A 20370-nucleotide genomic window follows, 5' to 3' on the forward strand; every position below is an offset into this window, starting at 1 on the left:
GGCTCGCTTCCCAGGGAAGGGTTTGCCCCTCCCCGGCTTGGGATTTGCAACGTTTGAGGCATTCATCGGTTCTTTACGCTTCGGACAGGTTTCCGGTTCAGACTCCCAATAAGGATCCGACCCGGATCGCAAGGATGGACGAGGGCTCGAGCATGCTATGCCGGCATTCCTCCTGAGACGCGAATGGCTCCTCGTCGTGCTGGCCCTCGGCCTCGCGGCCCTGGCCGGAGCGGTGGTGTACCTGTCGCGTCCGACGACGCTCACTGTGGCCGTCGGTCCGCGTGACGGTGCCGAGGCGAACCTGCTCCAGACCTACGCCCGTGCGCTGGCCCGTGGCCACGAGGATGTCCGCCTCAAGGTCATCCCCTATGACGACGTGCGCGATTCCGCCGAAGCCCTCCAGCGCAGCGAGGCCGACCTCGCAGTGGTGCGCCCGGACGTACTGCTGCCCGAGAATGGCCTGACCCTGGCGATCCTGCACGACGAGGCGCTGCTCATCGTCGCCCCCGCGGCGGCGGCCATCGAGAGCTTTCCCGATTTGTCGCGCAAGCGCCTCGGCATCGTCGAACGGCATCAGGCCGACGTGCCGTTCGTGACCAATCTGCTCGGCTTCTACGACTTCACCGCGGAGCCGATCGGCGACGCCGGACCGGACAGGGTCATGGGCCCCGCCCGCGTCGCCCTGGTGCCGTTGAAGCCAGCGGACGTGACGAGCGCCCTGCAGGAGGGTCGCGTCGACGCCGTCGCGGTGATCGCCGCCCCGGCGTCGAAGGCCGCCATCTCCACCGTACGGGCGGTCGAGGCGGCCGCGGCGGACAAGCAGGTGACGTTCGTCTCGGTGCCCGACGGCGAGGCCATCATCCAACGGATGCCCGAACTACAATCCGTGACGATCCCGGCCGGCACCTTCGGCGGGCGTCCGAAGCGCCCGGAGGAGGACGTGAAGACCGTCGGGGCGTCCTACCGGCTGATGGCCCGGGGCAGCGTCAGCCGCATCACCGTCGCCTCCGTCACCCAGCACCTGTTCGAGTGGCGCTCGAAGCTCGCCCCGCAAGCTCCCATCGCCAAGCTGATGAAGGCCCCGGATTTCGATTCGAGCGTCGCCGCCACCAGCGCGCGCCTGCCCAACCATCCGGGCGCGGTGGACTATTTCGAGCGCGAGCAGCAGACCCTGTTCGAGCGCTACGAGGATTACATCTACCTCCTCGCCTTCTTCGGCGGCACCATCGGCTCGGGTATCGCCTGGCTCGGTCAGCGCCTCGCCCGTGAGCAGCGCGAGCGCATCGATGTGGTGCTGGATCGACTCCTCGATCTCCTGCGCGAGGTGCGGTCGGCGCGCACGCGGGAAGACCTCGACGGTCTCGTGCTCGAGACCGACAGCCTGGTGGCCGACGTGGTCCAGCACGCCCGGGCCCGCAACATCGACACCCGGACGATCAGCGCCCTGATCCTCGCCATCGACGCCGTCCATGCCGCGGTCAACGATGCGCGACGGACCCTGGAAGGGCGCGAGCCGGACGCCGCGCGGACGGCGGCCCGCACCCGCACGGCCCGCCTGCTGGCGCTCAACACCCCGGCGGCCGAGTAGACACAGCCTCAACGTCTGCGGCCGAGCGTTTTCGAAGGATGACGCGGCAGCGCCGCACGGACGGCCCTACGGCTCTTCGCTTTCCGCCAGATCTTCGCCTTCCGCTAGGGCGCGCAGGAGGGCGAGGGCCCGGCGGCGGCGCTCCGGCGTTTCGATCTGAAACCACAGCCGCAAGCATTCGTTCGCCTCCGCGGCACTGCTCTGTGCCGTGGTATCCGCGTAGAAATACTCCGTCGGGACGTTGAGTGCGTCGGCGATCTGCCCGACGCGCGCACGAATTCTCTCGTCCCGATCCGCCCGGCGCTGTTTCTCGACCATAAGTCGCACCATGGAACCATTGCGATGGACGACGCCATCTATCAAAAGACATAACCGCGCGGGCCGCAGGCCCGCGATCGCATACGCGATACATCCGCGATGATGCTGAATTGAGGCAGGAGCCGCTCAGTGATCTTCGCGATCGATCCGGTTGGCGCGTTGAGCCATGTCAGCCCGGAATGGACCAAACTCACGGGCCAGCCCATCGCCGCCGCCCTGAACGAGGGCTGGCTGTCGTGCCTCCACGACCATGACCGTCCGATCGTCAGGCGGGTCCTGGTGCAGGCGGTCGAGACGACGTCCGAGTTCTGCATCCAGTTCCGCCTGCGCTCCACGGATGGTGGCGCTCGCTGGATCGGCGCCGGCGGTGTTCCCTCGTTCGGCCCGCCGGGCCGCACGTTTCTGGGCTACCTCGGGTCGATGACCGAATTGTCGTTGGACGGGGCGGAGACACCGGCGGCGTTCGGCAACATCGGCCGTTTCGTGCCCCCGCCGCCGCACCCGATGACCACGGCGAGTGACCACCTCGAGACCATCGCCGACCATCTCCTCATCGCCAACGCACTCATCGAGAACGACGGCGCGAAGGCGGCCCTCCCGGGCCTGCGCGAGGCCCTGTACGAGGTGGGGCGGGCCCTGGCCAAGAAGGTCGAGGCGGAACGCAGGCCCAACTGATCCGTCGCGGGCGCGGACGAACGGGAAATCCGACCGGCCATCGGGTTCGCTCCGAAAACCGGCACCCCCTTCAGGACCGATACCCCTAATATCGGATCGTCGTCCGCAGGCCGAACACCGCAGCGTTGCGGATGCGCCCGGCATCGGGATCGCGCGGGTTGGCGATGCCGCCGCTCGGCCGGAAGATGTACTGCACATCCGGCTGCACGGTCACGCCGGGGCCGAGGACCGCCTGATAGGTCGCCTCCAGCACCGCCTCGCTGCTGCGGCGCGGACCCGGGGCACCGGTGGCCAGGATCGTATCGGTGTCGAAGGCCCGTGCCGTGCGCGACACCCGTGAGAGCGCGAAGGCGATGCCGACGGTGTCGTCGGAGCGTCCCGGCACCAATCCCTTGTAGGCGATGCCGGCATCGACATAGAGGTCGATGAGGTTTCGGTCCGAGGGCCCGCCGGCCACGCGAACGAACACGCTGGCGCCGTCGTTGGGGTCGTCGGGTTCCCGGTAGATCGTCTGGTCGATGATGCCGTAGAGGCCGCTGTCGCCCCGGAACCGGCGGGCGATGCCGGTGCTGTCGGGTGAGGCCAGGGGAACGCGGTTCCCGTCGAAGCGCAGGCTGTCGAAGCGCCCGAAATGGTGCCAGCCGCCGAGCGTCACGGTTCCGGCCTCGCCGGTGCTGCCGGGTTCGATGTTGTAGGCGTAGGCGGCCTCGGCGATGACGAGGGCGGGGTCGTTGGTACGAAAGTTGGTGCCGGTGCGGTTGCGCCGCTGCGGGTCGGGATCGGCGCCGGAGCGGGCGGGACCGGCCGGATCGCCGTCGAACACGCCGACCTGCAGCGAGAAATTCGCGTTGGGCACGACTTTCGCCCGGACGCCCGGGACCGCCAGGGGATAGATCGGGCCGCCGCTCGGGATCACCACGGCCATGTTGTTGGGCCAGCCGAAGGTGGAATTGACGAACACGGTGCCGGTCTGGGTCACGGCGAATTCCGTGTCGGCGGCGAGTTGCCCGAACCGCAGCGAGAACCGGTCGTCGAACAGCTTCTGCTCGAAGGAGAGTTCGTAGACGCGCGAGGACGGCAGGGCCTCGATGCCGCTGACCGTGATGATGTTGTCGAGGGTGCCGCGCGACAGGCCCGCACCGTGGATCTGGAACAGGTTGGTGTGCAGGAGCGCCCCCTGCCAGCCGACGAGGGGCCCGAGATCGACATCGATCTCGAGGTCGAGGAGGCCTTCGAGGATCGCGCGCCGCCGCAATCCCCCGGTCGCATTGCCCAGGCCTTCGCCGATGTAGGTCAGGCTGTAGGTGATGCCGCGGGTCTTGAGGAAGGCCCGCAGGCCGAACGGATCGCCGGAGGGACCGAGCTGATCCTCGATGGACGTGTCGAGGTTCGCCGAGGGCCGGGACGAGGTGACCGACTGCGCGACCGAGGTCTGCGGATCGCCGCCGGCCCCCCGGGACGACCCGATGGCGATGGGTTCGGCCGCGATTCGCGCCAGCTCCTCGGCCGGGCTCTGTGCCTGGGCGCCGCGAAGGCTCGCGAGACCGAGCAGGCAGAGGGCGAGGCGTAGGCGGGAGATGGGCGATCTTTCGGGTCGGTGTTCGAAACCGACCCTACCCTGCTTTCATGACGATCCGGAGGGCTCCTCAGCCGGCGTCGTCGAGTTCCGGGCCACGCGTGACATCGAGGCCGCCAGCGCTTCCCGGGGGAGGCCCGACGGTGACAGGACGACCCGATCGCGCGGCTTCGTAGATCGCCTCCATGAGGACGTGGTCCTGCAGGCCCTCCTCGCCGGGGGTACGCGGGCGCCGGTCATCGAGGATGCACCGGGCCATGTGGTCGATCTCGAGGGCGAACTGGTTCTTCGCCGTCAGCATCCGCGAATCCTGCGATTCCACGGCGCCGTCCGGGTGCGACACCACGAGGTGCTGGCCGCGATACGCGAAGGCGTTGCGCAGGTCGATGTCGGCCCGTTCCGTATGGAGCTGGAGCCGGCGCGACTCATGGATGCCGTAGCCGGTCATGCATTGGGCGATGAGGCCGGAGGGAAACCGCAAGGCGAACGAGACGGTCTCCTCCACCTCGGCGAACTTCGGATCGCCCGGTGGGGAATAGACGCTCGCCTCCACCGAGACCGGCTCCTCGCCGGTCAGCGCCCGCACGCCGTTGAGGCAGTAGAGACCGATATCCGGCAAGGCCCCCCCACCCGCCAGGGCTTTGCGCAGGCGCCACTGCTCGGGCAGTCCCGTGGTCTGCCCGTTGAAGGCCTGGATCAGGCGCGGCTTGCCGAACTCGCCGGAGCGGGCGAGGCGCGTCACCTCACGGTTGTAGGGCTCGTACTGGCAGCGATAGGCGATCATGAGCTTGAGGTTGGCCTTGGCGCAGGCCTCGATCATCTCGCGTGCCTCGGCCGAGGAATTCGCCATCGGCTTCTCGCACAGCACGTGCTTGCCCGCCTTCGCGGCGGCCACGACGTGATCGCGGTGCAGGCCGTTGGGCGTGACGATGTAGACGGCCCTCACGTTCGGGTTCTGCGCCAAGCGCTCCCACCCGTCGTAGCCGTAGACCGCATCGGCCGGTACGCCGTACTGTTCGGCGACGAGGCGGGCCTTGGCTGGCGTGCCCGACATCACGGCCGCGAGGCGCGCGCGTTTCGTCTCCCCGAAGGCCGGCAGGATTTCCTCCAGGCTGAGGCGCCCGAGGCCGACCACGGCGAAGCCCACCCGCTGAGCCGGGGGGAGGGGCGCGGGCGGCGGTGGCGGCACCCGATCGCCGGCGCCGCGCCAGTTCGGAAACATCACCTTGCCGCCCTGCACCGCGCCCGTATCGGCTGGCACGGATGGACCGGGCAGCCCTTGCGCGCCCGCAGCCCCGGTGCCGAGGCCGAGGGCCGCCCCCGTGACCGTCAGGCCGCCGGCGCGCAGAAGGTTTCGTCGGGAAACGGGAAAGTCGTCGCTCATGAATTCACGCCGCTGAAAGCCTCGGACAGGTCGATGACTGTCCGGGAACGCCATGCGGCAGCGCGTGTTCCTGCGTTTGGATGTTTCGGCGGTCAGTCGTCCAGGCCGGCGGCGGCGAGGCGTCCCCGCAGGCCGGAATTCTCCGCCCGGACCGCACGCAGCTCCCGCACCAGATCAAGGGGAACCGTGACGCCGGCGGACTTCTCGGGCGCGAAGCTGATCCCCATGGCGTCGCCCTCGCGCCAGACGAGATGCGCCGTCCGGGTCTCGCGCCGGACGTCGATGGTGACCGGGAAGGTGGCGGGCACCGGCACGGCCGCGCTCACGATGAGCTTGGCTCCCTCCGGACCGACGTTGCGCACGAGGCAGGTGGTGGTCGATTCACCGGGGCCGACCTGAAGGCTGGCACCGAGGAGGCTTCGCTGGCGCGGGTCCCGTCGGCGTTCTCGGGGTTCGGTCAAGCGGATCTCCATGGGTTGCGCGACCATACAACCACAACCGCGCCACAATTGATGCGTGCCCTCGTCGCCGTTCCGTCCGCAGCGTTAACGGGGTGCCGACGCCGTGCCCGGAGCCTCGACCTCGCCGCGGCGCTGGAGTTGCAGGGCGATGAACCAGCACAGGGCTGCCCAGGCCGCGCCGACGCACCAGCCGGCGAGCACGTCGCTCGGCCAGTGGACGCCGAGATAGACCCGGCTGAAGCCGACGAGCAGGGTCATGGACACGCCGACCAGCATCACCAGCACCTTGACGCCGCGCTGGCGATCGACCCGGGCGACGAGGGCCGCGAGGGTGAGGTAGGCGATGGCCGACATCATCGCGTGGCCGCTCGGAAAACTCGCGGTGAACACCTCCATGCCGTGGGGCACGAGGTCCGGCCGGGGCCGGTGGTAGAACAGCTTCAGCACCGTGGAGGCGAGCTCGCCCCCGCCGATGGCGGCGACCACGAAGACGGCGATCCGGCGCCGCCCGGTCATGGCGAGGTAGGCCACGGCCGCCACCGTGACGAACACGATGGTGAAGATGCTGCCCAGTCCCGTGATGTCCCGCATGGTCTCCTCGAGCCAGCGCGGCCCGATGGGGTCGGAGAGATCAGCCGGATTGCGCAGGGACAGCAGGATCTTGCGGTCGAGGGCCGCGGTGGAGCCCTCGCCGACCTCGCTCGCCAGGGCGAAGAAACCGTAGCCGAGCAGGCTCACGGCCAGGAGCGCCACGACGGCCCCGACCTCGTTGAGGCGCAGCGCCAGCCGCAAGGCGTTGGCCCGGCCGATCAGCGGGTCGATGCGCCCGAAGGCCGTGAGGGATTTCATCGCGCCGTCGTCCTGTGCTGGCTCACCGGTTCTCTCCAAACGCGAAGGCGGCGCGGCGTTCCCACGGACCGCCGAGATAGCGCCATAGCACGAGGCCCGGCGCCGTGAAGGTGAAGGGCGCGAAGGCGGCCTCGCGCTCGGCCAGCAGCGCGCGGGCGACACCGGCCGTCACCTTGTTCTGGATGGTCACGTGCGGGCGCCAGCCTTGGGCATCCTGGGCGGTGAGGACGGACGCGAACTCATGGGCGAGGCGTCCCCGGAACGCGGAGAGGCCGGGCGCATCGAGCCCATAGGCGACCCCGCGCCCGAGGAAGCGCAGTCCCGTCACGGCCACCTCCGGCGGCGCCTGCGTCCGGGCGAGGGCCACCACCGTCTCGGTGATGCCCGCCTCGTCGAGCCCGGGCAGGTGATGGAACAGGGTGACGTGAGCCGGGATGTGGTTGAGGGCGGCGGGGAAATGCCGTCGGCGCAGGCCGTCGAAATGCGCGAAGGTCTGCGCATCCATCTCCAGGGTCAGGATCAGGGGATCGGACGTGGCGGGGGTTCGCGTCATGGAAACGGCAGATGGCGCAGGCCTAGCCCCGGGTCCAGGGCCTCCCTGTTCAGCGGCCCCTTCGGCGTCTAAGGACCGCGCATGCGGCGAAAACACCGGGAGATCGTTCATGTGGGCCGGGACGGCTGGCTCTTCCTGATCGGGGGCAGCAACGGCGTGCTCGCGCAGTACCGCGCGACCCCGTCGCGCTGGTGGCGCCTGCGCGCCTGGGCGAAGCTCATCGAAGCGCGCGCCGCCCGGGCGCGCTCCCTCGGTATCCGCTACGTCCACACCCTCGTGCCGGAGAAGCTGTCCGTCTACGACGACCGCACGGACGGGCTCGGGTTCGATCCGAAGCGCTCGCCGGCCCGGCGCCTGGCCGAGCGGCTGCGAAACGACGCGGCGTTCGTCGATCTGCTCGGGCCGATGCGGGCGGCCCGCGATGGCCCCGTGCCGCTCTACTACCGCACGGACACCCACTGGAACTACGACGGCTGCCTCTTCGCCTATCGCACCCTGCTGCGCGCCTGCGGTGCGGTGCCGCCGCCCGATCTCTTCGACCGGCCGCGCTTCGAGACGACCCGAGTGCGCGATCTCGGCGACAAGCTGTCGAGCCTGCCCGAGGAGACGGCGAGCCACGGGGTCATCGACCGCGACGCGCGGCGCCACTACGCCAGTCCCCTGGTGGAGGCCTACGAGGCGGCGGGACGCGCCCCCGATCTGCATGTCGGCGCCCACGTGATCTATCGCAACGACACCCCCGGCGCGGACCCGCGCACGGTGGTGCTGTTCGGCGATTCCTACGCCCATTTCGCGCCGATCATGCTGACGGGCCTCCTCGCCGAGACGTTTCGCGAGGTGCATTTCGTGTGGTCGTCGAGCCTCGACTGGGGCTACGTCGAATCCGTGCGACCGGACCTGCTGCTGTTCGAGATGGCGGAGCGCTTCCTCACCCGCGTGCCGGACGATGCCTTCGACATCCGCGCCTTCCAGAAGGAGGCGCCGCCGGGGCAAGCGGCACCGCAGGCCGCCTGACGGACCGTTCGTGGTGGCGAGGTCCTCTCGACCCATCGCCCCTCGACAGATCGGGACGCCACCATACATCTGCCCCATGACGCACTTTCCGATCTTCCGACTCGCCCTCGTCCTCGCACCCGTCCTCCTCGCCGGCCCCGCCCTGGCGCAGACGGCGGTCAAGCTCGAGGGCCGCTGCGAGAAACTCGTGATCGCCGGGCAGGACCTGACATCGACGTGCAAGGGCACGCTGATGAACACGGTCTCGCGCAGCCGCACGAGCTTCGACTTCGCGGCCGAGGGACGCGCCCTCAGCTTCAGCGGCAACGGTGCCCAGCAGGAGCGTACGGAAGAGACCGATCCGCTCCAGCCCATCAACCTCGTGATCCCGAGCGAGACGACGAAGGACGGCGTGGTCCAGGGGCCCCTCGTGGCCGTGGGCGCCTGTTCGTTCAGTACGCCGACGCCGGGCAAGACCGCGATCACCTGCGAGGCCAACGCCGCCAAGGGCGCCTACGCGGGCACCTTCGTCACCGACACCAAGGCCCCCCCCGGCGCCCCGGCACAGTAGGACGCGCTCGGGACTGGTTCCGGCACCCGCGCGCGACCATCTCTTGACGGACGGGCGTCCGGATGGACAGACCCGGCTCACGACCGAACATCCCAGACGACGTTTCGAGGAACCGATGCTGAACGACGCGCCCCAGGCGGGCGAACCGACCAAGGACGTGACCACGGCGAGCTTCCGCCAGGACGTCGTCGCCGAATCCATGCAGCAGCCCGTGCTGGTGGATTTCTGGGCGCCCTGGTGCGGCCCCTGCAAGCAGCTCGCCCCCGTGCTGGAGAAGGTGGTCCAGGCCTCGGCCGGGGCCGTGAAGCTCGTCAAGATGAACATCGACGAGCACCCCTCCATCGCCGGCCAGCTCGGCATCCAGTCGATCCCCGCCGTCATCGCCTTCGACAAGGGCCAGCCGGTGGACGGCTTCATGGGCGCCGTGCCCGAGGCCCAAATCAAGGAGTTCATCGAGCGCCTGGCCGGCCCGGCAGGCCCCTCCCCCATCGAGGAGGCCCTGGCCGGGGCCGACGCGATGCTGGGTGTCGGGGACACCACCGGCGCCGCCCAGCTCTATGCCGCCATCCTCACCGAGGACCCCGGCAACGTCACCGCCATCGCGGCTCTGGCCAAGCTCCAGCTCGACCTCGGCGCCATCGACAAGGCGAAGGAAGTCCTCGCCCTGGCGCCGGCCGACAAGGCGACCGACCCGGCGCTGGTGGGGGTTCGGGCGGCCGTGGAACTCGCCGAGAAGGCCGCCGAACTCGGCGATCTCGGCGCCTTCCAGAGCCGCATCGACGCCGACCCCAACGATCATCAAGCCCGGTTCGACCTCGCGCTCGGCCTCAACGGCCTTAACAAGCGCGACGAGGCCGTGGATCAGCTCATCGAGATCGAGCGGCGGGACCGGACCTGGAACGAGGGCGCGGCGCGCAAGCAGCTGCTCACCTTCTTCGAGGCCTGGGGCCTGATGGATAAGGCCTCGATCCGGGGCCGGCGCCGGTTGTCGACCCTGGTCTTCGCGTGAGGCCGACACTCGGCATCGAGCCAAGGTTTCGCGTGAGGCCGGATTTTCGCGTAAGGCAACGAACCGACGGGGCGACGCGATGAGCACGCATGCGGGCTATAAGGGACCGGGCGACTGCCCCGGGGTGATCCCGGTGTTTCCCCTGCCGGGCGCCTTGTTGCTGCCCCGCGGGCAGATGCCGCTCAACATCTTCGAGCCGCGCTACCTCGCGATGGTGGACGACGCCCTGCGCACGGACCGGATCATCGGCATGATTCAGCCCGACATCGAGAGCGGGACATCGCCGATGACGCCGAAGCTGTTCCGGGTCGGCTGCGCCGGGCGCATCACCCAGTTCGCCGAAACGGGCGACGGGCGCTACCTCATCTCGCTCACGGGCATCGCCCGGTTCCGGGTGGAGAGCGAGATGGCCGTGGCTTCGCGCTACCGCCGCTGTCAGGTGTCCTACGACGACTTCGCCGCCGATTTCGAGCCGCGTGCCGGTGAGGACGCGGTGGACCGCGAGGGCGTCCTCAAGGCCCTCAAGGATTTCGTCGAGGTCAACGACCTCAAGGTCGATTGGGCTGGGATCGAGGAGGCGCCCAACGAGGCGCTGGTCAACGCGCTCTGCATGATGAGCCCGTTCGGCGCCCGCGAGAAGCAGGCGATGCTGGAAGCGCCCGACCTCAAGACACGCGCCGAGGTCTTGATCGCCGTGACCGAAATGGAGTTGGTGCGGGGCTCGGGCACCGAGCCCACCCTTCAGTGACCGTTTCCATAGAGGATGAACGCCCATGGCCGATGACACCCAGAGCCCGGTCGAGGCGACCCGTGTCGACCCGAAGCTCCTCGAACTCCTGGTCTGTCCCCTGACCAAGGACACCCTGGATTACGACTTCGCCCGGCAGGAGCTGATCAGCCGATCGGCCAAGCTCGCCTACCCGATCCGCGACGGCATCCCGATCATGCTGCCCGAAGAGGCGCGGCCCCTGACCGACTGACCCCTCCCCTTCCTCGAAGCCCGGGCGTGCCATGACGAAACCTGCTTTCCTCCGTCGCGCCGTCCTGGCTCTCCTCGCCTGGACCCTGACCGCCAGCATGACCGCCACAGCCGCCGAGCGCCCCCTGGTCGCCATCGTCGCCACCGGCGGCACCATCGCGATGAAGAACGATCCGGCGACCGGGGCGCCGGTGCCGGCCCTGTCGGGAGCCGACCTCGTCGGCGCCGTGCCGAAACTCGGCGAGATCGCCCGGATCGAGGTGACCGAGTTCAGCAACGTCCCGAGCGACTACATGGGCCCGGAGCTCTGGCCCGGCCTGTCCGCCAAGGTGGACGAACTGCTCGCCCGGCCCGACATCGTCGGCGCCGTGGTCCTGCACGGCACCGACACCCTCGACCAGACCGCCTACTTCCTCGACCTCACCCTGCGCAGCACCAAGCCGGTGGTGATGGTGGGGGCCCAGCGGAACGCCTCGGATGCCGACGCGGACGGCAGCCGCAACCTCCTCAACGCCGTCCGGCAGATCCTGTCGCCCGACGCCGTCGACATGGGCGTCACGGTGACCCTCAACCACCGCATCAATGCCGCCCGCGAGGTGCGCAAGACCCATACGAGCAACGTCGAGACCTTCAACTCGGGCGATGCCGGCACCCTCGGCTACGTCGACGAGGACCGGGTGATCTTTTCGCGCAAGTCCCTGCGCCGCCAGACCTTGGCGATCCCCGAGCGCATGCCGCGCATCGATCTCGTGTCGATGTATGCGGGGGCGGACGGCACGCAGGTGCGTCAATCGGCCGATGGCGGCGCCGAGGCCATCGTGGTGGAGGCCTACGGCTTCGGCAACGTGAATGCGGCGATGCACGACGCGATCCAATACGCCATCGCCAAGGGCGTGCCGGTGATCGTGGCCACCAAGGTCTACAACGGCCGGGCCCTGCCGGTGTACGGCTTCAAGGGTGGCGGCAACACCCTGCTCAAGGCCGGGGCGGTCTTCGCCGACGACCTGACCCCCGACAAGGCCCGGGTGCTCGCTCTTCTGGCGGTGCCCCTGACCAAAGACCGGGCCGCGCTGCAAGCGTATTACAACCGCTGACCGTACCCCCGACGGCATTGGCGTGAGGCAGGGCCGAACCAACAACCGGCTCGCCCCCTCACACCCCCCCAAATACCGCCAAGGTAATTCGCCGTCCCGCGCCAGTCATCGCGGGTTCAGGCCGCGTGTGACATGCCACTCACCTTGAAACGGTACAGCCCGTCATAATCCTGCCGCTTGCGTGCGTATCCTACGATCACTCTCGATTGATCGTCTGCTTGGAACCCTCGCACCAACCGCGGCCGGGGCTGGCCGAGCCTTTCGCCAAAGGATGACGCATGACCAGACTCGTCGCACTGTTGACCCTCGGGACCGGCCTCGTCGCCCTCGCGCCGCTGCCCGGTCAGGCCCGTGAGGCCGGCAACTTCAACGGTGCGTGGTCCGTGGATCTGGTGACCGAATCCGGCATGGTCTGCGACAGCCGCTACAGCTACTCCGTCTCGGTGCAGGAAGGCCAGGTCCGCCTCGTCTCGGGGCAGAACGCCAGCATGAGCGGCCGTGTCGGACCGGACGGGACCGTCGGCCTCAGCGTCACCAACGGCACCGCCACGGGTGCGGTCTCGGGCCGGCTTCAGGCGAGCTCCGGCGGCGGCACTTGGAAGGTTTCCTCCCTGTGCTCCGGCCGCTGGACGGCACGGCGTCACACGACGCGCACCGCCCAGGCGGATTGATCTTTAGTTGCTGGCGAGCCAGGTGCGCGCCTCGTCGATATGGGCGCGGTCGAAGGTCTTGATCGTGGCCGGAGAAACCTTGCCGAAGGTGTCGGCGATCATGCGCAGCCAAGACGCGTCGGTGACCAGCGCCACATGGCTGACGCCCTTCATCATGGCGAGGCCGAAACGCGGGTCTTTGAAGAACGCCGCCGGCTCCATGCCCTTGAACTCACGGATATCCTCGAGAAGCTTGAGCTTGCCGCCCTTGTCGAGGTCCGCCTGCATGGCGGTGATGACGGTGTTCATGTCCGCATCGGTGATCTGGCCGTCGACCACGATCTCGGCGACGTTCGAATCCGGCTTCTTCGTATAGGTCAGCACGTGCAGTACTCCTTGAGGGGTCGAGGGCGACCCCGAGAGAACGTCGAACCCGCGTTATAGGAAACTCTGCGGGTCCACGTCGATGGCGACCTTCACGTTGCCGCGGACCTTGGGCCCGCGCGCGATCCAGTCGCGCAGGTAACTCTGCAGGTCGACGGACCGTTCGGTCTTCACGAGTAGGCGGAAGCGATAGCGGCCGCGAATTAGGGCGAGCGGCGCCTCGGCCGGTCCCAGCACCATCACGCCATCGGGCGGTTCGGATGCCCGCGCCAGGGCCTGCCCGTGGGCTTCGGCCACCTCGCGCTCGTTGGCCGAGACGATGAGGGCGGCGAGACGCCCGAAGGGCGGCAGGCCGGCGGCCTCGCGGGCGGCGATCTCCTCCTCGTAGAACCGCGCCGCATCCCCCGACAGCAGGGCCGCGATCACCGGATGCTCCGGCTGGAAGGTCTGGACCAGGGCGCGCCCCGGCTTCTCCCCGCGCCCGGCCCGGCCGGTGACCTGCTGGAGCAGCTGGAAGGTGCGCTCGGCCGCGCGCGGGTCGCCCGAGGTCAGGCCGATATCGGCATCGAGTACGCCCACCAGGGTGAGGTGCGGGAAATTGTGGCCCTTGGCCACGAGCTGCGTGCCGATGACGATGTCGCAGCCACCCTCGGCCACGGTCTGGAGTTCGGCGCGCAACCGTTCGGCCCCACCGGGAAAATCGCTCGACAGGACGATCATGCGCTTGTCGGGAAACAGGGCCGTGACCTCCTCGGCGATGCGCTCGACGCCGGGGCCGCAGGGGGTGAGGTTATCGAAGGTGCCGCATTCCGAGCAAGAATCCGGGCGGCGCTCGGCGTAGCCGCATTGATGGCACACGAGCGCCTTGCGGAAGCGATGCTCCACCAGCCAGGTCGAGCAGTTGCGGCACTGGTAGCGGTGGCCGCAGGCCCGGCACAGGGTGAGGGGCGCGTAGCCCCGGCGGTTGAGGAACAGCAGAGCCTGGTCGCCCGCGGCCACGGTCTCGCGCACGGCGGCGATGAGGGCGGGCGCGATGAAGCTACCGCGCTCGGGCTTGTCGGAGCGCATGTCGATGGCGGCGATGTCGGGCAGGCGCCGGCCACCGAAGCGTTCGGGCAGGACGATGTGGCGGTAGCGCCCGCGCTCGGCGTTGACCCGCGTCTCGATGGAGGGCGTGGCCGAGGCCAGCACCACGGGACAGTTCTCGATGCGCCCGCGCACCACCGCCATGTCGCGGGCGTGGTAATGCACCCCGTCCTCCTGCTTGTAGGCGGCCTCGTGCTCCTCGTCGACGACGACGATCCCGAGTTTGGCGAACGGCAGGAACAGGGCCGAGCGGGCGCCGACCACCACGGCGATCTCGCCGGCCGCCACCCCGGCGCGGATGCGCTCACGGCGCTTTCCCCCGATGCCCGAATGCCAGGTGGCCGGACGCACGCCGAAGCGCTCGGCGAACCGGTCGAGGAACTGCGCCGTCAGCGCGATCTCGGGCATCAGGATGAGCGCCTGGCGCCCGCGCCGGACGCAATCGGCCACGGCCTCGAAGTACACCTCGGTCTTGCCCGAGCCGGTGACGCCTTCGAGGAGGATGGTCGGCGCGCGGAAGGTCTCGTCGCCCACACCCATCGTAAGTCCGCGGCGCGTTTCGACAGTCGGGACGGGCTCCCTCTCCTGGAAGGAGAGGTTTGGGGTGAGGTGTGGGGACCCGTGCTCGTCCCCGGGCGGAGGCGCCGGGTTCATCATCGCGATCAGCTCGCGCACGGCCTCACCTTGCGCCTCCGACAGGGGCACCCGGGCGTGGTCCGGGTCGGGCGGCAGAGCCACGGGCTCGGGCGCGAGGGCCGTCGCTTCCAGGGCGCCGTCGTCGATGAGGCCGTCGACGACGCTGAGGGAGACGCCGGCCTCCTTGGCGAGCGCGCTCTTGCCCCGCATGATTCCGTCGGCGGCCACTGCCAGCACCTTCAAGCGCGCCGCCGTCGGGCGGGCGGGCGGCTTGCCGGAGGCGCGCACGCCGATGCGGACGGTCTCGCTCTGCGCGGCCTCGTCCGGCAGACGCAGGGCCATGGCGAGGGCCGAGCCCTTGGGCGCCAGGGTGTAGCGGGCGAGCCAGTCGACGAGTTCGCGCAACGGACCGGACAGGGGCGGCACGTCGAGACGGCCCGTCACCGGGCGCAGGTTCGAGCCCGACGGACTCTGGCGCACGCCCCAGACCACGCCCACGGTCTCGCGGGGGCCGAGGGGAATCTGCACCACGTCGCCCACCGTCAGGGTGAGGCCGGCGGGCACCGCGTAGCTGTAGGCGCTGTCGAGCGCCAGCGGGATCAGGATCTCGGCGACGCTGGGCATCGGCGCGGGCTGTGCTGGACCATACCCGGAATATAAGCATGATCCGGCGATTGCGCGACTGGCATGCCTCGACCATTCCATCGTCCGACCACCCGACGAATCCGCCGCCCGACGCCGTGCCGTGAGACCCCGATGCGCCATCCAGAGCCAGGGACGATCCCGGAGACCGCCGCGCCGGAAGGCGTCCTGCTCCTGCACGGCATCGGACGCCGGGCCGCGTCCCTGGCCCGGATGGAGCGCGCCTTCCAGGCACAGGGCTATGCGACGCTCAACCTCGACTATCCGGCCCGCACGGCCGCCCTCGCGGACCTCGCGGCGCGCGTCGCCCCGACCGTTGCGGCCTTCGCCGCGCGGGTCGCCCGCCTGCACGTCGTCACCCATTCCATGGGCGGCCTCGTCGCCCGCGCGCTCCTGACCCGCCATCGTCCGGACAATCTCGGACGCGTGGTGATGCTGGCGCCGCCCAACGGCGGGAGCGAAGTCGCCGACCGCCTCCACGGCATGGCCGCCTACCGGCGTTTCTTCGGCCCGGCCGGCGCAGAATTGACGACGCGGCGGGACGCGTCCCTAACGGCGCTCCTCGGGACCGTCGACTATCCCCTGGGCGTCATCGCGGGGGACCGCACGCTCTACCCCGTCGAGTCCTGGCTGATGCTGCCCCGCCCCAATGACGGGCGGGTGAGCGTCCACCGCACCCGCGTGGCCGGAATGAGCGCCCACGTGACCCTCCACACGACCCACGGCCTGATGATGTGGAACGGCCGCGTCATCGGGCAGGCCTTGCACTTCGTCCGGAACGGGCGATTTCTCGTCCCCGACGCGAGGACGCCCAAAGGATGCCCATGACCCAGTCCGACCCAGGCCGCGGCATCCCACCCCGCCTCGAACTCCGGGATGTCGGCCTGCGCTTCGGGGCCGTGCGCGCCCTCGACGGCATCGATCTCGCCGTGCGGCCCGGCGAGATCGTCGCCCTGCTGGGTGATTCCGGTTGCGGCAAGAGCACGCTGCTTCGCGCCATCGCCGGGCTGGAGCAGCCAGAGCGGGGCACGATCCGCCTCGACGGCACCGATGTGGGAGACGTGCCGGCCGAGGCCCGCGGCGTCGGGTTGATGTTCCAGGACTACGCCCTGTTCCCGCACCTGACGGCCGCCGAGAACGTGCGGTTCGGCCTCCACGCCCAGCCCGGCAAGGCGGCCCGCGCCATCGCGACGGCGCGCCTGGAGCAGGTTGGCCTCGCCCACCGCGCGGCGAGCTATCCCGGCACCCTGTCGGGCGGCGAGAGCCAGCGGGTGGCGCTGGCCCGCGCCCTGGCCCCCGGGCCGCGCATCCTGCTCCTCGACGAACCGTTCTCGAACCTCGACCGGCGCACCCGGGACCGGGTCCGCGCCGATACCCTCGCCCTCCTGCGCGAGACCGGCACCACGGCGATCCTGGTGACCCACGATCCGGAAGAAGCCCTGGGGTTCGCCGATCGCATCGCCCTGATGCGGGGCGGGCGCATCGTCCAGGTGGGCACGGGGGACGACCTCTATCGCCGACCGGCATCGCGCTTCGCCGCGCGCTTCTTCGGGGACCTCGTCGAGGTTCCGGGCACCTGCCGCGACGGCTCCGTGGCCACGCCCTTCGGCCGCTGCCCGGCGCCGGACCTGTGCGAGGGCAGCCCCGTCGTCGCCTGCTGGCGCCCGGAGGCGATCCATCTCGGGCGGGCGGGAGCCGGCGTGCCCGGCCGGATCGCGGCCCGGCGCTTCCTCGGTGCCGCCGCCTGGCTCACGGTCGAGGCCGAGGGCTTTGCCGATCCGCTGGCCCTTCCGGTATCCGGCACCGACGGGCGCCGGCCGGGCGAGGCCGTGGGGCTGGCCTGCGACGAGGGACAGGCTTTTCTTTTTGCAGGGAGCCCGGATTAAAACCCTGAGCTTGGGTTTTTCCAGCACAGCGCCTGCAGAGACCGGAGAACTCTAGTTTTTAACTGTTTTAAATCAAAGACATCGTGCTTGCCTTTTGAGTCGCGATCCGTCTGAACCTCGTCCCGCAATAGTCTGGAGAGGGACGGGATCATGGTCGGTGCGGTCAAGCGGTTCGCTGTGGCGGGTCTCGTCGCGTGGGCGGCCCTCGGGTCGGCGCGGGCGGCGGAGGTCAACCTCTACACCACCCGCGAACCCGGCCTGATCAAGCCGTTGCTGGACGCCTACACGGCCCGCACGGGAACCACCGTCAACACGGTGTTCGTGGAGAAGGGCCTCGCCGAGCGCGTGGCGGCCGAAGGCGCGCGCGGTAAGGCCGACGTGCTGATGACCGTCGACATCGGCAACCTCATCGAACTCGTGGACCGCGACCTCGCGCAGCCCGTGCGCTCGCCCGCCCTGGAGGCGGCGATCCCGCCGGCCCTGCGGGATGCGGACGGGCGCTGGTTCGCCCTCTCCATGCGGGCGCGCGTGGCCTATGCGGCCAAGGATCTGAAGGACACCAAGGGCCTCACCTACGAGTCCCTCGCCGATCCGAGCTGGAAGGGCGGCCTGTGCCTGCGCTCCGGCCAGCACCCCTACAACACGGCCCTCGTCGCCCATTATCTCGTCCGGCACGGGGCCGAAGCGACCGAGACCTGGCTCAAGGGCGTGAAGGCCAACCTCGCCCGCAAGCCCGCCGGCGGCGACCGCGACGTGGCCCGCGACATCCTCGCCGACACCTGCAAGATCGGGCTCGCCAACTCCTATTACGTCGGCCTGATGCGCTCGGGCAAAGGCGGCCCGGAGCAGAAGGCCTGGGGCGACGGCATCGCCGTGCTGATGCCGACGTTCCTCGGCGGCGGCACCCACGTCAACGTATCGGGCGCCGTGGTGGCGAAGTCCGCGCCGAACCGCGACGAGGCGGTCAAGCTCCTCGAATACCTCGTCTCCGACGAGGCGCAGGGGCTCTACGCGCAGGGCAACTACGAGTACCCGGTCAAGGCCGGCGCCCCCGTCGACCCCCTGCTCGCGGCTTTGGGACCCCTGACCATCGACACGACGCCGCTCGCCGAGATCGCCCGCAACCGCAAGGCGGCGAGCCTGCTCCTCGACAAGGTTGGCTTCGACAACTGATCGGGCAATCCTTGGTCCAGCAGCCATGAAAGGGGCCGCGCCGGCGATCGACGTCGGGGCATTGGCGGTGCCAAGCCCCACCGGACGGGTGGCGCGGGCGTGGCCCCGGACCCTCGGCTGGGCCGCGGCCGCCCTGGCGCTGGCCGCCCTGGTCCTCAGCCCCATCGCGTCCCTCGTCCTCGCGGCGGCCCGGGGCGACGGCACCCTGTGGCCGCACCTCCTCGCCCACGTGCTGCCCCGGGCCCTGGTCGATACCGGCCTGCTGCTCGCCGGCGTCGGCGTCCTCGTGGTGGTGCTCGGCACCGGCGCGGCCTGGCTCGTCTCGGCCTACGCCTTCCCCGGCCGGCGCTGGCTCGAGGCCGGCCTGCTCCTGCCCATGGCGGTGCCGACCTACATCGTCGCCTACGCCTATCTCGACCTCATGCACCCGATCGGCCCGGTGCAGACCGTCCTGCGGGAATGGCTCGGCTACGCCCGGCCCCGCGACTTCGTCCTGCCGGAACTGCGCTCCCTGCCGGGCTGCATCCTGCTCCTCGGCTTCGTGCTCTACCCCTACGTCTATCTGCCGACCCGGGCCCTGTTCCTCATGCAGGCGGCCAACCTCATCGAGGCCGGGCGGATGCTCGGGCGCCCCCCCGCCGCGGTGTTCCTGCGCGTCGCCCTGCCGCTGGCGCGCCCGGCCATCGCGCTCGGCGCCAGCCTCGCCCTCATGGAGGCGCTGAACGACATCGGTGCGGCAGAGTTCCTCGGCGTCCGCACCCTGACGGTGCAGGTCTACGCCACCTGGGTGAACCGCTCCGATCTGCCCGGCGCCGCCCAGATCGCCCTGGTGATGCTGGTCGCCGTCCTGGGCCTCGTGGCGATCGAGCGCTGGGCCCGGCGGGGACGGGGGTTCGCCGGCACCGCCCAGCGCCCGCGCGACCTCGCTCGCCGGCCCCTCCGCGGCTGGCGCGGCTGGGCGGCCCTCGCGCTCGGCCTCGTGCCGGTCACCCTCGGCTTCCTGATTCCGGCGAGCTATCTCGTCCACGCGGCCGTGGCGCGGGTCGCCCGCACCGGCTGGCCCGCGACCATCCTGCCCGAAATCGGCAACACCGTGCTGTACGCGAGCCTCGCCACGGGGCTCGCCGCCGGCATCGGCTTCCTCGTCGCGGCCGCCCCCCGCCTGCTGCCCGGCCGCCTCGGGCGCGGCATGGTCCGGCTGACGGGCCTCGGCTACGCCCTGCCGGGCGCCATCCTGGCCATCGGGCTGCTCGGCCCCCTGGCCCTGGCCGACACGATCCTGTCGGAGGGGCTGACGCGCCTGTTCGGCGCCGCCCCCGCCCTCATCGGCCTCGGCACCGGCGGCGCCCTGGTGATCGCCTACCTCATCCGCTTCCTCGCCGTCAGCGTCGGCACCTGCGAGGCCGGGCTCGGCCGCATCCCGCGCAGCCTGCCCGACGCCGGGCGGATGCTCGGGCGCGGACCCGCCGCGACCCTCGCCCGGGTGCAGTGGCCCCTGGCCTGGCCGGCGGTGCTCAGTGGAGCACTCCTCGTCTTCGTCGATTGCGTGAAGGAACTGCCCGCGACCCTTCTCCTGCGCCCCCTCAACGTGGAGACCCTGGCGACCCACCTCTACGGCGAGGCCGCGCGCGGCACCTACGAGGACGGCACGGTCGCGGCCCTCCTCATCGTCCTCGTCGGCCTCGTGCCCGTCATCGTCCTGATGCGCCTCGGCACCCGGCGCGAGGCCGCCGTGGCGGCCCGTCCGTGAAAACCTCACCCGGCGAAATTCCCGCCTTGACGGGCCGGGGGGCCGCGCCCTAGAACGCCCTCGGTTCCGGCGGCATCGCCCACGGAACGCCGTTCGCTTCGACCCTTGGCCCG

General features: G+C 70.2%; 21 protein-coding genes. 13 read left to right on the top strand and 8 right to left on the bottom strand.

Annotated elements, in window-relative coordinates; translation table 11 throughout:
• The first annotated feature begins 157 nt into the window (after positions 1-157).
• The gene (locus tag ASG60_RS03005) at positions 158-1588 is read left to right on the top strand and encodes a TAXI family TRAP transporter solute-binding subunit (RefSeq protein WP_056165969.1); all 1431 of its coding nucleotides are present in this window, start codon (positions 158-160) and stop codon (positions 1586-1588) included.
• A gap of 66 nt (positions 1589-1654) precedes the next feature.
• On the opposite strand, the gene ASG60_RS03010 is transcribed toward ASG60_RS03005, so the two are convergent.
• Positions 1655-1906, bottom strand: a complete 252-nt coding sequence (locus ASG60_RS03010) for a hypothetical protein (protein WP_156398769.1) — start codon at positions 1904-1906, stop codon at positions 1655-1657.
• A 129-nt stretch (positions 1907-2035) separates the two neighbouring features.
• Here ASG60_RS03010 and ASG60_RS03015 point away from each other — a divergent pair, with 129 nt between their 5' ends.
• Positions 2036-2581 carry a PAS domain-containing protein gene (locus tag ASG60_RS03015; protein ID WP_056384193.1) on the top strand — a complete coding sequence of 182 codons (546 nt, stop codon included), beginning with the start codon at positions 2036-2038 and terminating at the stop codon, positions 2579-2581.
• Between the two features lie 85 nt (positions 2582-2666).
• Here the strand turns inward: ASG60_RS03015 and ASG60_RS03020 are convergent, their stop codons facing one another.
• The 5 genes from ASG60_RS03020 to ASG60_RS03040 form a co-directional block, all read right to left on the bottom strand.
• Positions 2667-4079 (bottom strand): carbohydrate porin, encoded by a 1413-nt coding sequence (locus tag ASG60_RS03020; RefSeq protein ID WP_244476567.1) that lies wholly within the window; start codon positions 4077-4079, stop codon positions 2667-2669.
• A 148-nt stretch (positions 4080-4227) separates the two neighbouring features.
• A complete protein-coding gene (locus tag ASG60_RS03025) occupies positions 4228-5541 on the bottom strand; it encodes a Gfo/Idh/MocA family oxidoreductase (protein WP_056384194.1) in 1314 nt (437 codons plus the stop codon).
• 92 nt (positions 5542-5633) lie between these two features.
• The gene (locus ASG60_RS03030; RefSeq protein ID WP_156398770.1) at positions 5634-6002 is read right to left on the bottom strand and encodes a hypothetical protein; all 369 of its coding nucleotides are present in this window, start codon (positions 6000-6002) and stop codon (positions 5634-5636) included.
• Between the two features lie 84 nt (positions 6003-6086).
• On the bottom strand, positions 6087-6851 hold the full coding sequence (locus ASG60_RS03035; RefSeq protein WP_056165954.1) for a phosphatase PAP2 family protein: 765 nt from the start codon (positions 6849-6851) through the stop codon (positions 6087-6089).
• Positions 6852-6873: 22 nt separating this feature from the next.
• Positions 6874-7404, bottom strand: coding sequence for a 2'-5' RNA ligase family protein (locus tag ASG60_RS03040; RefSeq protein ID WP_056165951.1), 531 nt, complete (start codon positions 7402-7404; stop codon positions 6874-6876).
• Positions 7405-7485: 81 nt separating this feature from the next.
• Between ASG60_RS03040 and ASG60_RS03045 the strand changes: the two genes are divergently transcribed.
• From ASG60_RS03045 to ASG60_RS03075, 7 genes are all read left to right on the top strand, one after another.
• Complete coding sequence (locus tag ASG60_RS03045) at positions 7486-8418, top strand: hypothetical protein (RefSeq protein WP_056357631.1); 933 nt, start codon at positions 7486-7488, stop codon at positions 8416-8418.
• A gap of 76 nt (positions 8419-8494) precedes the next feature.
• A complete protein-coding gene (locus ASG60_RS03050) occupies positions 8495-8968 on the top strand; it encodes a hypothetical protein (RefSeq protein ID WP_056265009.1) in 474 nt (157 codons plus the stop codon).
• Positions 8969-9083: 115 nt separating this feature from the next.
• A complete protein-coding gene (gene trxA / locus ASG60_RS03055) occupies positions 9084-9977 on the top strand; it encodes a thioredoxin (protein WP_056384196.1) in 894 nt (297 codons plus the stop codon).
• 79 nt (positions 9978-10056) lie between these two features.
• Positions 10057-10725, top strand: a complete 669-nt coding sequence (locus tag ASG60_RS03060; protein WP_056165941.1) for an LON peptidase substrate-binding domain-containing protein — start codon at positions 10057-10059, stop codon at positions 10723-10725.
• Between the two features lie 25 nt (positions 10726-10750).
• A complete protein-coding gene (locus ASG60_RS03065; RefSeq protein WP_056165938.1) occupies positions 10751-10957 on the top strand; it encodes a Trm112 family protein in 207 nt (68 codons plus the stop codon).
• A 97-nt stretch (positions 10958-11054) separates the two neighbouring features.
• Positions 11055-12050: an asparaginase gene (locus ASG60_RS03070; RefSeq protein ID WP_156369084.1), complete on the top strand. Its 996-nt coding sequence runs from the start codon at positions 11055-11057 to the stop codon at positions 12048-12050.
• Positions 12051-12328: 278 nt separating this feature from the next.
• Positions 12329-12721 (top strand): hypothetical protein, encoded by a 393-nt coding sequence (locus ASG60_RS03075; RefSeq protein ID WP_056165932.1) that lies wholly within the window; start codon positions 12329-12331, stop codon positions 12719-12721.
• A gap of 3 nt (positions 12722-12724) precedes the next feature.
• Here ASG60_RS03075 and ASG60_RS03080 read toward each other — a convergent pair whose 3' ends face one another.
• Positions 12725-13084, bottom strand: coding sequence for an STAS/SEC14 domain-containing protein (locus tag ASG60_RS03080; RefSeq protein ID WP_056384197.1), 360 nt, complete (start codon positions 13082-13084; stop codon positions 12725-12727).
• Between the two features lie 54 nt (positions 13085-13138).
• On the bottom strand, positions 13139-15430 hold the full coding sequence (locus tag ASG60_RS03085) for a primosomal protein N' (protein WP_056384198.1): 2292 nt from the start codon (positions 15428-15430) through the stop codon (positions 13139-13141).
• Between the two features lie 132 nt (positions 15431-15562).
• Between ASG60_RS03085 and ASG60_RS03090 the strand changes: the two genes are divergently transcribed.
• From ASG60_RS03090 to ASG60_RS03105, 4 genes are all read left to right on the top strand, one after another.
• Positions 15563-16276: an alpha/beta fold hydrolase gene (locus tag ASG60_RS03090; protein WP_056384199.1), complete on the top strand. Its 714-nt coding sequence runs from the start codon at positions 15563-15565 to the stop codon at positions 16274-16276.
• The gene (locus ASG60_RS03095; RefSeq protein WP_056166899.1) at positions 16273-17334 is read left to right on the top strand and encodes an ABC transporter ATP-binding protein; all 1062 of its coding nucleotides are present in this window, start codon (positions 16273-16275) and stop codon (positions 17332-17334) included. Before ASG60_RS03090 ends, ASG60_RS03095 begins: the two co-directional genes overlap by 4 nt.
• Before the next feature lie 150 nt (positions 17335-17484).
• Positions 17485-18507 carry an extracellular solute-binding protein gene (locus ASG60_RS03100; protein ID WP_056265001.1) on the top strand — a complete coding sequence of 341 codons (1023 nt, stop codon included), beginning with the start codon at positions 17485-17487 and terminating at the stop codon, positions 18505-18507.
• 25 nt (positions 18508-18532) lie between these two features.
• Positions 18533-20257, top strand: a complete 1725-nt coding sequence (locus ASG60_RS03105; protein WP_082531585.1) for an iron ABC transporter permease — start codon at positions 18533-18535, stop codon at positions 20255-20257.
• Positions 20258-20370 lie beyond the last annotated feature (113 nt).

This window comes from Methylobacterium sp. Leaf469, from assembly GCF_001424745.1.
Lineage (GTDB): Bacteria > Pseudomonadota > Alphaproteobacteria > Rhizobiales > Beijerinckiaceae > Methylobacterium.

Coding starts and splice junctions, on each gene's coding strand:
- ASG60_RS03005 (WP_056165969.1), top strand. CDS start 158: ATGCCGGCATTCCTCCTGAGACGCGAATGGCTCCTCGTCGTGCTGGCC.
- ASG60_RS03010 (WP_156398769.1), bottom strand. CDS start 1,906: ATGGTCGAGAAACAGCGCCGGGCGGATCGGGACGAGAGAATTCGTGCG.
- ASG60_RS03025 (WP_056384194.1), bottom strand. CDS start 5,541: ATGAGCGACGACTTTCCCGTTTCCCGACGAAACCTTCTGCGCGCCGGC.
- ASG60_RS03035 (WP_056165954.1), bottom strand. CDS start 6,851: ATGAAATCCCTCACGGCCTTCGGGCGCATCGACCCGCTGATCGGCCGG.
- ASG60_RS03040 (WP_056165951.1), bottom strand. CDS start 7,404: ATGACGCGAACCCCCGCCACGTCCGATCCCCTGATCCTGACCCTGGAG.
- ASG60_RS03045 (WP_056357631.1), top strand. CDS start 7,486: ATGCGGCGAAAACACCGGGAGATCGTTCATGTGGGCCGGGACGGCTGG.
- ASG60_RS03050 (WP_056265009.1), top strand. CDS start 8,495: ATGACGCACTTTCCGATCTTCCGACTCGCCCTCGTCCTCGCACCCGTC.
- trxA (WP_056384196.1), top strand. CDS start 9,084: ATGCTGAACGACGCGCCCCAGGCGGGCGAACCGACCAAGGACGTGACC.
- ASG60_RS03060 (WP_056165941.1), top strand. CDS start 10,057: ATGAGCACGCATGCGGGCTATAAGGGACCGGGCGACTGCCCCGGGGTG.
- ASG60_RS03065 (WP_056165938.1), top strand. CDS start 10,751: ATGGCCGATGACACCCAGAGCCCGGTCGAGGCGACCCGTGTCGACCCG.
- ASG60_RS03070 (WP_156369084.1), top strand. CDS start 11,055: ATGACCGCCACAGCCGCCGAGCGCCCCCTGGTCGCCATCGTCGCCACC.
- ASG60_RS03075 (WP_056165932.1), top strand. CDS start 12,329: ATGACCAGACTCGTCGCACTGTTGACCCTCGGGACCGGCCTCGTCGCC.
- ASG60_RS03085 (WP_056384198.1), bottom strand. CDS start 15,430: ATGCCCAGCGTCGCCGAGATCCTGATCCCGCTGGCGCTCGACAGCGCC.
- ASG60_RS03090 (WP_056384199.1), top strand. CDS start 15,563: ATGCGCCATCCAGAGCCAGGGACGATCCCGGAGACCGCCGCGCCGGAA.
- ASG60_RS03095 (WP_056166899.1), top strand. CDS start 16,273: ATGACCCAGTCCGACCCAGGCCGCGGCATCCCACCCCGCCTCGAACTC.
- ASG60_RS03100 (WP_056265001.1), top strand. CDS start 17,485: ATGGTCGGTGCGGTCAAGCGGTTCGCTGTGGCGGGTCTCGTCGCGTGG.
- ASG60_RS03105 (WP_082531585.1), top strand. CDS start 18,533: ATGAAAGGGGCCGCGCCGGCGATCGACGTCGGGGCATTGGCGGTGCCA.